Genomic DNA, 12,584 nt, shown 5'->3' on the forward strand with positions numbered 1-12,584 from the left:
CCATACCTCTCGTGCCGAAGCCGGGTCGGCCGCCAACGGCGGCCGGCCCGGCTTCCACGGTCAGAGAAGCCCGCTGCGGATCAGCGGGTAGGGCACGTCCTGCCGGCGATCCATCCACCACCCACCCTGGTCGGCGGACCACCAGTAGTAGCCCTCGTCGAGCAGGCCGACCCAGATCGCCAGCAGGTCGGTGAGGGACGCCGTGCGAGCGACGCCGACGTCCTCCGGCTCGGCCGACCAGAGGTGGACGGGCGAGTTGCCGTGCGACGACCGGGCGAGGTCGACGAAGACCAGGTTGGCGTCGAAGGCGAACAACGGCAGCCAGGACGGTCGCCAGTAGCCGTCCCAGTCCCGGTCGTCGGCGGGGTAGTGGGTGCGGCCACACACCCCCAGCATCAGGCTGCGTTCGTCCATCGCCTCGGTCAGGCTGAGGAACTCCCAGCCGCCCGGCCCGACCCGGCTCTCCATGCCCAGGCGGGTCCCTGCCTGTAGGCGACGCACCCCGTCGTGCCAGCCCCACAATCGTCGTACCTCGGCCGGCAGGTGCAGGTCCGACGCCGAAAAGACGGCGGCGAGGTGACCGTCGGATTTTCCGGGGGCGAGCCGTTCGGCGATCGGTGCGCCAATTCGACGCCACTGCGATTCGAGTTGCTCGAGAACTCTGGTCAGGTTCTGGTCAGCGTCAGACACTGTCGCACTGTCGCACGGGTGACCATGCCGGTCGGTGAGGTGTCCCGACCGACCGGCGTTCGTCAGTCCGGGCCTTCCTGTTGTGATCAGAGCGGGTGCGGTGGCGCGGCCGAGTTTCCGAAGGGCGCCCGTGCAGCCGGCCCTGCTCGCTTCTGACCTGGGCTCCTTGGGCAGAATGGTGGCATGACCGACATTGACTGGGCGCGGCTGCGCGCCGCCGCAACCGAGGCGATGCGGCACGCGTACGCGCCGTACTCGACGTTTCCGGTCGGCGCGGCCGCGCTTGTCGACGACGGACGCGTGGTGGTCGGCTGCAACGTGGAGAACGCCGCGTACGGGGTAACGCTGTGCGCCGAGTGCGGGGTGGTCTCCAGCCTGCACGCCACAGGTGGCGGTCGACTCGTCGCGCTGTCCTGCGTCGACGCGACAGGTGAACCGCTGATGCCGTGCGGTCGCTGCCGGCAGTTGCTCTGGGAGCACGGCGGGCCGGAGTGCCTGATCGAGAGCAAGACCCGCCCGCTGCGGATGGCCGAGTTGCTGCCGCACGCCTTCGGTGTGGAGGACCTGGAAGCCGTCACCGGGGAGACGCCGGTGCCTGTGGTGCCCGAGCGGCTGGCCGCCTGGCGTGGGCGCGGCACCGTCTTCGTCCACCCGGACATGTCGGCCGGGCAGCAGGTCTGGACCGCGTACTGGGAGCGGTCGGCCGGCGACGACGTCGGCGCCGAGACCGGGGTGCTGGAGGAGGCCCCGAGCTGGGACGACCCGGCCGAGGCGATCACCTGGGGCCTGGCCCGGACACCGCGCGTGGTGGTGGTCGACGCGACCGGCACCATCTTCTGGGCCGGCGAGGGTGAGCCGCCTTTGGAGATCCCGGTTCGCTGGTCTTGATTGTGGTTGCGGTTGGGGGCGGGGGCCGACCGTGCCCGGCTCCGGGCGGTCAGGCTTGATCCCTCCGCCGGGCACGGTCGGCCCCCGCCCCGACCTGGGCACGGGCCGCCGGTCGGTTCCTCCAAATGACTAGGGAAGATCTTTTGATGAGTGGTTTTGCTGCTGTTGACGTTATTCGGGTCAAGCGGGACGGCGGGGTGCTGTCGGACGCGCAGATCGACTGGGTGGTCGACGCGTACACCCGGGGGGTTGTCGCCGACGAGCAGATGTCGGCGCTGGCGATGGCGATCCTGCTCAACGGCATGACCGGCCCGGAGATCGCCAGGTGGACCGCCGCGATGATCGCCAGCGGTGAGCGGCTGGACCTCTCGGCGGTACGCCGGCCGACCGTCGACAAGCACTCCACCGGCGGCGTCGGCGACAAGATCACGCTGCCGCTCACCCCGCTCGTGGCGGCGTGCGGCGCGGCCGTGCCGCAGCTGAGCGGCCGTGGTCTCGGGCACACCGGCGGCACGCTCGACAAGTTGGAGTCCATCCCGGGCTGGCGGGCCACGGTGAGCAACGACGAGTTCATCGCCCAACTGGACGAGGTCGGCGCGGTGATCTGCGCGGCCGGTGCCGGGCTCGCCCCCGCCGACCGCAAGCTGTACGCCCTGCGCGACGTCACCGGCACCGTGGAGGCGATCCCGCTGATCGCCAGCTCGATCATGAGCAAGAAGATCGCCGAGGGCACCGGCGCGTTGGTCCTCGACGTCAAGGTCGGCTCGGGCGCCTTCATGAAGTCCGTCGACCAGGCCCGCGAGCTGGCCCGCACGATGGTCGAGTTGGGCGGGGCGCACGGAGTTCGGACGGTCGCCCTGCTCACCGACATGTCCACCCCGCTCGGCCTGGCCATCGGCAACGCGGTGGAGGTGACCGAGTCGGTCGAGGTGCTGGCCGGTGGTGGCCCCGCCGACGTGGTGGAGCTGACGCTGGCCCTGGCCCGGGAGATGCTCGACGCGGCCGGCCTGCCGGACGCCGACCCGGCGGCGGCGTTGCGGGACGGCCGGGCGATGGACTCCTGGCGGGCGATGATCCGCGCGCAGGGCGGTGACCCGGACGCGCCGATGCCGACCGCCAACGAGGTCGAGGTGGTCCGCGCCGAGCGGGACGGGCACGTCGCCGCCGTCGACGCGTACGCCATGGGGGTTGCGGCGTGGCGGCTCGGCGCGGGCCGGGCCCGCAAGGAGGACCCGGTGAGCGTGCCCGCCGGGGTGGTGTTGCACAAGCGGCCGGGTGACCCGGTGCGGGCCGGTGACCCCCTCTACGAGCTGCGCGCCGAGGACCCGGCGCGGATTCCGGCGGCGCTTGCCGAGGCCGCCGACGCGGTGCGGATCGCGTCGACCGCCGGGGCGGCGACGCCGCTTGTCATCGAGCGCATCGGCTGAGGCGAACCCGGGGTCGGGGTGCCATGGTGCAGGTCCCCTGGGAGCGCTATTGTCGCAGGCCAAGGGGGGACAACCGGCCTTGAGCCGGCGCGAGCAGACAGGAAGACCCGCCGTGACAGTTGCTGCTCCCGACCCACGCGAGGTGCGCGAGGCGAGCCTGGACGAGCTGTCCCGGCTCGGCCTGCCGCTGCCGCCGGCCCAGTTTCCGCTGGTCTGGGAGCCGGGTGACGCGATCGATCTTCGTCCCACTGTGGAGATCGAGGCGCGGATCGCGGTGCTGCACCTGATCCTGGCGCGCTGCTTCGGGATGCCACCGGAGGCGGCGATGAGCTGGCTGCTCGGCTCGCATCTGGTCGAGATGGTCACGCCCCCGGAGTGGCAGTTCGTGATGGGCGGCAAGGGTGACCACCGCTCGTTCGTGCTGCACCACGACGCGCTCTTCGCGCTGGCCTGGGTGCTCGGCTTGAGCAAGCAGCTCGACCCGACGCTGGCCGTCGACGAGCGGCTGGTCGAGCAGTTGCCGCACATCGCCGAGGGCGAGACGTTCCCGCACTGGCGGACCCGGATCCTCACCGCGCCGCAGCACCCGGCCGACGCGGCCGCCCTGCTCGACCTGCACTACTGCCTGGACTGGGCGTACCTGGAGACCGAGCGCGGTGGTCGGCGTGCCCCGGGCCTGATCGACGCGAACGCGATCGGGCAGCGCCGTTGGGCGCTGGAGTGGGCGGTGATCCTGCGCGGGCCGTACCACGACGAGCCGCCGGGCTGGGAAGAGGTAGACCTCTCCACCTGAGTTCAGCGAGGTCGGTACGCGTCCACCCGGACGGCCACGGTCACCCGGACCGGCTCGGGCAGCGCGGCCAACCGGGCGGTGAGCGCTTCGGGGTCGGTGTGCCACGCGTTCGGGCCCATCCCCACCAGGGTGGCGACCTCCGGCCGGGTCAGGGTCAGCTCCGCCCGGTGCACCGCCGAGCTGACCGCGGTGAAGTGCCCGCCCAGGCTGCCGGTCACCCGGTCGGCCTTGTCCGGGTCCACCCGCAGCAGGCCCAGCGCGCCCACCAGCTCACTGAGGTGGTCGGTGTCGGGTGTGACCACCAGCAGGGTGCCGGCCGGGTCGAGCACCCGGTGGAACTCCGGGCCGTTACGCGGGGCGAAGACGTTCAGCAGCACGGCGGTCGAGGCGTCCGCGAGCGGCAGCCGCTGCCAGGTGTCGGCGAGCGCCGCGGCGGCCCGGGGGTGCGCGCGGGCCGCGCGGCGCAGCGCCGGCTTGGACACGTCCAGGGCCAGACCCACGGCGTCCGGCAGCGCCGCCAGCACCGCGCCGAGGTAGCGGCCCGTGCCGGCGCCGGCATCCACCACCAGGGGGTACGCCCCGACGCCGGGCTCCGGAGTTGGGACCGTGGACGTCGCGGCCGAGGCGCGGAGCCGTGCGACGGCCTCCGTCGCGGCGGCGGCGAGGGCGGCCGAGATGACGTCGTAGTGCCCGGCGGCCTGGAAATCCGCACGGGCCGCGACCATCTCGGCGGTGTCACCGACGTGCGGGGCCCGACCGGTGAGCAGGTTGACGTAGCCCTGGCGGGCGATGTCGAAGCTGTGCCGCCGCGGGCAGCGCAGCGCCCCCGTGTCGGTGGCCTGCCCCAGTGGGTCGCCGCAGACCGGGCAGCGCAGCCGGTCGAGGATGCGGGGGTCCACGTCAGGCCGTCGGGCCGCGTCGCGCGCGGACCCTCACCGTGGTGCTCCCATGCCGCCCAGCTTAGTTCGGGCCGGGTCCGGGCAGGCCTTGCGGACCTGTGCCCGGGGCGGCCGATCGGGGACGACGCGGTTCTACCGCACGTAGCTGCTGGCCTGCGATCCCAGGACGTTCAGGAGGGCCAGCGCCTCGGCGCCGGGCGAACCCGGTGGTGCGGTGAAGAGCACAAGGAACTGGTCGCGGTCGGTGAGGGTGAGTGTGTCGCAGTCGACGGTGATCTCGCCGACGGCCGGGTGGCGGAAGGTCTTGGTGAGCATCGGCGCGGCCTGTACGTCGCGTCGTTCCCAGAGCCGGGCGAAGTCGGGGTTCGTGGCGCGGAGGTCGTCGACGAGGCCGGTGATCTCGGGATCCGTGGGGTAGCGGGCGAGGGTGGCGTGGAGCTGCATCACGACGCTGAGCCGGAGATCGGCGGCGTCGGAGACCCCGAACAACCTCGCGTCGCCCTGCCGCGGCCCGGGGAAGGCTCGGCGGGCGAGGTTGCGGTCCTGGGCGGTGAGTGGGGCGAAGTCCTCCATGAGCGCGGCGGCGAGGTCGTTCCAGGCGAGGACCTCGAACGCGGCGGACATCACGAAACCGGCCGTCTGCGGCAGCCGCTCAAGCAGAGTGAGGACGCTGGGGCGGACGTCGCGCCGGTGCAGTCCGGTACGGCTCGGCGCGGTGCCGGCGAGGACGTGGAGGTGGCCGGACTCGGCGTCGCTGAGCCGCAGCGCGCCGGCGATCCCGGCCAGGACGTCACCCGACGGCCGTGGTGCCCGGCCCTGCTCGAGTCGGACGTAGTACTCGGTGGAGACATGGGCGAGAACCGCCACTTCCTCCCGGCGAAGACCTGGCGTCCGGCGCCGCGGGCCGGACGGGAGGCCGACGTCCTGCGGGCGGAGCCGCTCGCGGCGACTGCGGAGAAACGCCCCGAGTTCCTGCCTGTCCATGCGTCAAGTATGCGCAGGTCGGGGCAACGGAGCCTGGTACAGACTGTGCCTGCATCCGGCCGCGATCCCGTCGGATGGTTGGCTCATGACCGACAACACACACATCGCAGACAACGCACCCGGCGGCCTGCTCACCGGCAAGGTCGTCCTCATCACCGGCGCCAGCCGCGGCATCGGCGCGGCCGCCGCCCGGCTCTTCGCCACGGAGGGCGCGGCCGTCGTGCTCGCCGCCCGCAGCGCCAGCGCCCTGGACACCATCGTGACCGAGATCCGCGCCGGCGGCGGTGTCGCCGACGCGGTCGCCCTGGACCTGTCCGACCGGGCCAGCATCCGTGCCGCCGTCGACCGGGTCGAGCGACTGCACGGTCGGCTCGATGGCGCCTTCAACAACGGCGGGGTCGTGCAGCAGCAGGTCGGCCCGCTCGACACCACGAGCGATGAGGACATCGAGCAACAATTCGCCGTCAACTTCCTCGCCCACTGGACCGCCATGAACGCCGAGGCCGCGCTGATGCGCCGCGGCGGCGGCGGAGCGATCGTCAACACCTCCAGCATCGGCAGCCGCCGCGCGAACCCCGCCCTGCCCGCCTACGGCGCCATGAAGCGCGCTCTCAACAGCATCACCGAGACCGCCGCGGTGACCTGGGCGCCCGAGGGCATCCGGGTCAACGGCATCACCCCCGGCGGCACCCTCACCGAGATGATGCGGGAGTGGGAGGCGATCAGCCCCGGCATCATCGAGGCCAGCAGCGCGGCGACCCCGCTCGGCCGGATGGCCGAGCCCCGCGAGGTCGCCGAGGCGGCCGCGTGGCTGCTCAGCGACCGCGCCTCGATGGTGACCGGCGCGATCCTGCCGGTCGACGGCGGCGCCGGCGCCTGAGCGGAGCGGCCAGGACGCAGGTCGACAGCGGCGGCGCACCGAGGTGAGCGACCTCCTACACCCGGTCACACCCGTCGCTGACTAGGGTCTGAGCATGGTCGCAACTATCCGGTACGAGGACATTGTCAAGGTTCCGAAGGCGCTGCTGCACGACCACCTGGACGGCGGGCTGCGGCCGGCGACGATCGTCGACCTGGCCGCGGAGGTGAGCCACGAGCTGCCCACCACCGATCCCGAGGCGCTCGGACGCTGGTTCGTGGACGCCGCCAACTCCGGCTCCCTGGAGCGCTACCTCGAGACGTTCGCGCACACCGTGGCGGTCATGCAGACCCCATCCGCGCTGCGTCGGGTGGCCCGCGAGTGCGCACTGGACCTGGCCGCCGACGGGGTGGTCTACGCCGAGGTGCGCTTCGCCCCGGAGCAGCACCTGGAGCAGGACCTGACCCTGGACGAGGTCGTCGAGGCGGTGCTGGCCGGGTTCGCCGAGGGCACCGCCCAGGCCGTCGAGGCGGGCCTGACCATCCGGGTGGGCACACTGCTCACCGCGATGCGCCACGCCGCCCGTTCGCAGGAGATCGCGGAGCTGGCCGTGCGGCACCGCGACGCCGGGGTGGTCGGCTTCGACATCGCGGGCGCCGAGGCGGGCTTCCCGCCCACCCGGCACCTGGACGCCTTCGAATACCTGCAACGGGAGAACTTCCACTTCACCATCCACGCCGGCGAGGCCTTCGGTCTGCCGTCGATCTGGCAGGCGATCCAGTGGTGCGGGGCGGACCGGCTCGGCCACGGGGTACGGATCGTCGACGACATCGCCTCCGACGGATCGCTCGGTCGGCTGGCCGCGTACGTGCGGGACAAGCGGATCCCGCTGGAGCTGTGCCCCTCGTCGAACGTGCAGACCGGCGCGGTGGCCTCGATCGCCGACCACCCGATCGGCCTGCTGCGGGACCTGCGGTTCCGGGCCACCGTCAACACCGACAACCGGCTGATGAGCGGCACCTCGATGTCGCGGGAGATGTCGCTGCTGGTGGAGACGTTCGGCTACGGCTGGAAGGAGTTGCAGTGGTTCACCATCAACGCGATGAAGAGCGCCTTCATCCCGTTCGACGAGCGGCTGCGGATCATCGATGAGGTGATCAAGCCGGCGTACGCCGAACTGCTGGCCTGACTCCCGCTCAGCCGTGCGGGTGGCCAGCGAGCAGGCCGGCCACCCGACGCAGCACCTCCCGGGCACGGGCCGACTCCGCGCCCAACCCGGTCTGCCGGCGCAGCACCGCGGGCTCGGCCCGCAGCAGCGCCACGCCGCGCCGGACCAGCACCCGGGGTGCCTTGCGCTGCTCGGACAGGTCGCGGACCAGCCGGCGCAGGAAGGTCGCACCGCGCGGCCGGCGCAGCGCGTACGCTCCGGCGAGCAGTCCGAGGCGACGACACTCCTCCACGATCTCGGCGGCGAAAATCCCTTCGGCCACGAAAAGTGGCGATCCGGCGAGATCAAATGACCGGGTGGCCACCCGTCGATCTGCGCCGATCGCATAAACCGGCACATCGGCTCGACCCTCGCGAGCTAGTCGGGCAATGATTTCCACCGCACTCGGGGCGTCCCAGGACTGCGGTGATTCCCAATCCACCTGGTCGTTTCGTCGCGGCAACGTAGGGTCATCGCCGTCTTTGTAGAAGTCGTCCAAGCAGAGCACCGGCAGGCCGGTTTGCTGCGCTATGTACGACTTTCCGGACCCTGATGGACCGGCGAGCAGGACAACGCGGTGCGGATGTTCCATTACCTTCAGTTACTCCGGCCAGACGGACTGCTATCAAATCGCATCAACATCTCATCACACCTTCGGTAGGTGACAACCTGGGCTTTCTTCTTGTCGACGGGCGTGATGGAATCTCGGGGGTCCGACCCGCCGGGTCGGTCGCTGGGCGTTGCCCGGAGGCAACGCGTTCAAGCTGTAAATCGCGAGGGCGGTGACGTGAGCAAACGGCCAAAGACGGCGGGCTCCTTCCTGTCGCGGCTGCGCCGGCCGGCCAGCCGGCTCCGGGACATGCCGATCTGGTCCAAGCTCGGTCTCATCATGATCGTGCCGACCATCGCCACGGTCGTAGTGGGCACCAGTGGTCTTGTCGACCACGTGGAGACGCTCAACAATGCCAATCGAGCCGGCGACCTGGCCAACCTGTCGAGCTATTCGGGTGACCTGGTCGACGCTTTGCAGGACGAGCGGACCGCCGCCGTGCTGCTGCTCGGCGCGGACGGCACGCAGCCGACAGCGCAGTACCAGGAGGCCTACAACCGGGTGAACTCCCGGGTGGATCAAGAGGCGGGTCCCTACCGGCAGCAGCGCACCGAGGTCGAGGACCTGCCGAGCAGCCTCGAGACACTGCTCGACGGCATCGACCAGAACCTGCAGGACCTGTCCGGCATCCGCAGTCAGGTGTTCAACGGCAAGCTCGCGCTCACCGAGACCGTCCAGGCGTACGAGGGTCTGATCAGCGACCTGCTCGCCATCCGCGACTCGGCCACACAGCTCGCCGGCGACAACGACCTGAGCGACCGGATGCGCGCCGCCGCGGCGGTCGCCCGGGAGAAGGAGTTCCTCGCCGCACGCCGGGTCGTGGTGCACCGCGCGCTGGGCGTGAAGGGCGGTCAGCGCCTGACCCCCGCGCTGCGCACCGACTACATCGCCAGCGGCACCGGCCAGCAGCAGGCGCTGCAGAGCTTCAAGGCCGTCGCCACCCCGGACGACGCGAAGTTCCACGACCAGACGGTCGCGGGCGGCGACCGTCGGGAGGCGCAGAACTACACCGGCTGGATCGACGGCAACACCACTGGCGACATGCGCGGCGCGCCGTTCAAGCCGGACCAGTGGGAGGCCGCCATGACGGCCAACGCCCGGCTGATCCGCACCGTCGAGCGGAAGCTCGACGGTGAGGTGGTCACCGGGGCCAACACCCTCCGCGCGGACGTCCAGCGCCAGGTTTTCCTGGAAACCGGCCTGCTGCTCAGCATGCTGCTCCTGGCCATCCTCTTCGCGTACCTGGTCGCCCGCTCGATGGCCCGCTCGCTGCGTGAGCTGCGCCAGGGCGCGCTGTCCGTCGCCCAGTACGGCCTGCCGCAGGCGGTGGCCCGACTGCGCGACCCGCAGGTCGTCGGGCAGCTCTCCCCGGTGCAACTGGCCAACCAGATCGCCGAGCCGCTACCGGTGCGCAGCAGGGACGAATTCGGTCAGGTGACCGAGGCGTTCAACGCCGTCCACCTGGAAGCCGTCCGGACGGCCGCCGAGCAGGCCGCACTGCGTGCCTCCGTCGCGACCATGTTCGTCAACCTGGCCCGCCGTTCACAGATCCTGGTCGACCGCCTCATCGGGCACCTCGACCGGCTGGAGCGCGGCGAGGAGGACCCGGACCGGCTGGCCGAGCTGTTCCAGCTCGACCACCTGGCCACCCGGATGCGCCGCAACGACGAGAACCTGCTGGTGCTCGCCGGTGCCGACTCCACCCGCGTCCAGCGGGAGCCGGCCGCGCTCATCGACGTGCTGCGCGCCGCGCAGTCCGAGGTCGAGCACTACACCCGCATCGAGTTCGGTGTCATCGACCGCGACATCGAGGTCGCCGCTCACGCGGTAAACGACCTGGTGCACCTCGTGGCGGAGCTGTTCGACAACGCCACCGCGTTCTCGCCGCCCGACTCGCAGGTGATGGTCGAGGCCCGCCGGGTCGGTGACCGCTCCTCGCTCTACGTCGAGGACCGCGGCATCGGCATCAGCGCCGAGCAGTTGCAGGATCTCAACGAGCGGCTCGCGACGCCGCCGCAGGTGGACGTGGCGGTGTCCCGGATGATGGGCCTCGTCGTGGTCGCCCGGCTGGCGTCCCGGCACGGTGTCCGGGTCGAACTGCGCCCCGGATCCGACCGCGGCACGGTCGCCGACGTGACCCTGCCCACCTCGGTGCTGGTGCCCCGTGCGCTCTCCGGCCGGGTGCAGCAGCCGCCGGCACTTCCCGCGGCCGGCGGTCCTCAGCACGGTGCGCCCGCGCCGGTCTTCGGCGCGCTGCCCGCGCTGGGCAACCACCCGCGCTCCAGCGAATCCGGCAACCAGGTCACCCTCGGCGGTCGTCCGTTCGAGCCCGCGACGCGCAACGGTGCCGGCACCCCCGCCAACGCCGGTGCGTACGGTTCGATGCCGGCCTGGTCGGATCTGACCGGTGCGGCCGGAACGAACGGCGTCAACGGCGGCGACGGGTTCACCCCGAGGCCGGCCAACGGCCAGCCGATCGATCCGCTGCCGCAGCGCCGCTCCGGGGACGACACCCCGACCACCGGTCAGCAGCCGTCCATTCCCCGGCAGTTGCCGAGCAGCCCCGAGACGTACCCGTACTCGGCGCCGCCGGTCTCCGCGCAGCCCTACTCCGGCGCGCCGGTCTCCGCCTCGCCGGCCTCGGGTCAGCCGTACTCCGGGCAGCCCTACTCGGGTGCGCCGTACGGCGGTCCGCCGGTGTCCGCGGCCCCGGCCTCCGGTCAGCCGTACGCCGGTCCGCCGGTGTCCGCGTCGCCGGCCTCCGGTCAGCCGTACTCGGGTCAGCCGTTCTCGGTGCCACCCGCCTCCAGCCAGTCGTTCAGCGGGTTCGCGCCCCGATCCGCGCCACCCGCGCAGGCGCCGAGCGTCCCCGCGCCGCCGGCCTGGCCGCCGGTGCCGGGCGGCGACCGGGACGCGGTGACCCCGCCGGTGCCGGAGCGGCTCGCCGCCGCCCTGGACATGACGACGGAGCTGCCGCGGGTGCCGCGACCCGGCGAGCAGCCGGCCGCAGCCCAGCCTCCGGTTCCCGCGCCAGCCCCGACGCCGGCGCCGGCACCGCAGACCCGGCCGACGCCGCAGCAATCCCAGGCGCAGAACCGGCAGCGGTACGCGGACGAGACGATGGAGCTGCCGATCTTCCGGGAGCTGGAGTCGGCCTGGTTCCGCACCCGCCGTCCGGGCTCCGAGGAGTCCGCGGCTGATGCCCAGCCGAGCACGAACGGCGACACCGCGACCCAGCAGTTCGCCACGGTCGAGGCTACCGGTCGGACAGTCCACAAGACACCACCCGGGACGACAGGTAACACGCCGATGGCAGACACTCCGATGTCCGGAGGAGCGCCGCGGGACAACGGCTCCACAGCGAGCGAGGGCACCCGCCCCGGCCTCGCCGAGAGCCTGCCGAACCGCCGGCCCCAGCCGCAGCAGAGCAACGGCTGGCAGACCGCAGCCGACGATGGTTGGCGTGCCGCCTCGGCCGCGGCCGGCGCGGTGCCGGTGAGCGAGACCACCACTACCGGCCTGCCGAAGCGCAAGCCGATGGCGCAGCTCGTGCCGGGTGCGGTGGAAAAGCCCACCACCTCGGTCCAGCGCCGTTCTCCGGAGGCGGTCCGTGGACTGCTCTCCGCCTACCACCGGGGCGTGCAGCGAGGGCGTAGCACCTCGGACAACCCGACCAACCCGGAGGCGACTCCGGGAGGGCAATCCTCGCAGTCTGGCTCAGGCCCGGTGGCCGGGAGCGGGCAGAAGGAGCAAGAAGGATGACAACTACGCAGGATCTTGGTTGGCTGCTGGCCAACTTCGCCGACCGGGTGCCCGGCGTCGCGCATGCGGTCGCCGTCTCGGCGGACGGCCTACTCCTCGCGTCGTCACGGGATCTGCCGCGCGACCGGGCGGATCAGCTTGCCGCGATCTCATCGGGTCTGGTCAGCCTGACCCAGGGTGCAGCCCGCTGCTTCGAGGGAGGGGCGGTGTTGCAGACCGTGGTGGAGATGGACAATGGCTTCCTGTTCCTGATGTCCATCTCCGACGGTTCGTCCTTCGCCGTGCTGGCCGCCCGCAGCTCCGACGTGGGCCAGGTTGGCTACGAGATGGCGCTGCTTGTCGACCGGGTGGGCGACGCCCTGACCCCGCAGCCGCGTGCGGCCGCGGGCATGCTTGGCTGACGCCTCGCCGATCGTGAGGTCGGCACGACTGCAACGACGACAACGACGGGTTTCACCGGTGGGA

General features: G+C 71.9%; 11 protein-coding genes. 7 read left to right on the forward strand and 4 right to left on the reverse strand.

Annotated elements, in window-relative coordinates; genetic code table 11:
• Nucleotides 1-60: 60 nt before the first annotated feature.
• Nucleotides 61-690, reverse strand: coding sequence for an SMI1/KNR4 family protein (locus tag ACGFH8_RS11670; RefSeq protein ID WP_393366232.1), 630 nt, complete (start codon nucleotides 688-690; stop codon nucleotides 61-63).
• 183 nt (nucleotides 691-873) lie between these two features.
• Between ACGFH8_RS11670 and ACGFH8_RS11675 the strand changes: the two genes are divergently transcribed.
• The 3 genes from ACGFH8_RS11675 (at nucleotide 874) to ACGFH8_RS11685 (ending at nucleotide 3,798) form a co-directional block, all read left to right on the forward strand.
• Nucleotides 874-1,578: a cytidine deaminase gene (locus tag ACGFH8_RS11675; protein ID WP_393366234.1), complete on the forward strand. Its 705-nt coding sequence runs from the start codon at nucleotides 874-876 to the stop codon at nucleotides 1,576-1,578.
• A gap of 146 nt (nucleotides 1,579-1,724) precedes the next feature.
• Nucleotides 1,725-3,005 carry a thymidine phosphorylase gene (locus ACGFH8_RS11680; protein WP_393366236.1) on the forward strand — a complete coding sequence of 427 codons (1,281 nt, stop codon included), beginning with the start codon at nucleotides 1,725-1,727 and terminating at the stop codon, nucleotides 3,003-3,005.
• 112 nt (nucleotides 3,006-3,117) lie between these two features.
• On the forward strand, nucleotides 3,118-3,798 hold the full coding sequence (locus ACGFH8_RS11685; RefSeq protein WP_393366238.1) for a DUF4272 domain-containing protein: 681 nt from the start codon (nucleotides 3,118-3,120) through the stop codon (nucleotides 3,796-3,798).
• A gap of 2 nt (nucleotides 3,799-3,800) precedes the next feature.
• Here ACGFH8_RS11685 and ACGFH8_RS11690 read toward each other — a convergent pair whose 3' ends face one another.
• Together ACGFH8_RS11690 and ACGFH8_RS11695 are read right to left on the reverse strand one after the other, a co-directional pair.
• Nucleotides 3,801-4,697, reverse strand: a complete 897-nt coding sequence (locus ACGFH8_RS11690; protein ID WP_393366240.1) for a putative RNA methyltransferase — start codon at nucleotides 4,695-4,697, stop codon at nucleotides 3,801-3,803.
• Between the two features lie 132 nt (nucleotides 4,698-4,829).
• Nucleotides 4,830-5,681 carry a helix-turn-helix transcriptional regulator gene (locus ACGFH8_RS11695; RefSeq protein ID WP_393366242.1) on the reverse strand — a complete coding sequence of 284 codons (852 nt, stop codon included), beginning with the start codon at nucleotides 5,679-5,681 and terminating at the stop codon, nucleotides 4,830-4,832.
• 85 nt (nucleotides 5,682-5,766) lie between these two features.
• Here ACGFH8_RS11695 and ACGFH8_RS11700 point away from each other — a divergent pair, with 85 nt between their 5' ends.
• Entirely contained in the window at nucleotides 5,767-6,561 is a 795-nt protein-coding gene (locus ACGFH8_RS11700) for an SDR family NAD(P)-dependent oxidoreductase (protein WP_393366244.1), read from the forward strand.
• A gap of 94 nt (nucleotides 6,562-6,655) precedes the next feature.
• Nucleotides 6,656-7,729, forward strand: coding sequence for an adenosine deaminase (locus tag ACGFH8_RS11705; protein ID WP_393366246.1), 1,074 nt, complete (start codon nucleotides 6,656-6,658; stop codon nucleotides 7,727-7,729).
• A 7-nt stretch (nucleotides 7,730-7,736) separates the two neighbouring features.
• Here the strand turns inward: ACGFH8_RS11705 and ACGFH8_RS11710 are convergent, their stop codons facing one another.
• A complete protein-coding gene (locus ACGFH8_RS11710) occupies nucleotides 7,737-8,030 on the reverse strand; it encodes a hypothetical protein (RefSeq protein ID WP_393366248.1) in 294 nt (97 codons plus the stop codon).
• Nucleotides 8,031-8,534: 504 nt separating this feature from the next.
• On the opposite strand from ACGFH8_RS11710, the gene ACGFH8_RS11715 reads away from it, so the two are divergent.
• Nucleotides 8,535-12,119 carry a nitrate- and nitrite sensing domain-containing protein gene (locus ACGFH8_RS11715; protein WP_393366250.1) on the forward strand — a complete coding sequence of 1,195 codons (3,585 nt, stop codon included), beginning with the start codon at nucleotides 8,535-8,537 and terminating at the stop codon, nucleotides 12,117-12,119.
• Nucleotides 12,116-12,520 carry a roadblock/LC7 domain-containing protein gene (locus ACGFH8_RS11720; protein WP_030329023.1) on the forward strand — a complete coding sequence of 135 codons (405 nt, stop codon included), beginning with the start codon at nucleotides 12,116-12,118 and terminating at the stop codon, nucleotides 12,518-12,520. The genes ACGFH8_RS11715 and ACGFH8_RS11720 overlap by 4 nt, the downstream gene beginning before the upstream one ends.
• The last annotated feature ends 64 nt before the right edge of the window (nucleotides 12,521-12,584 follow it).

It is taken from the genome of Micromonospora sp. NPDC049175 (assembly GCF_043197345.1).
Lineage (GTDB): Bacteria > Actinomycetota > Actinomycetes > Mycobacteriales > Micromonosporaceae > Micromonospora.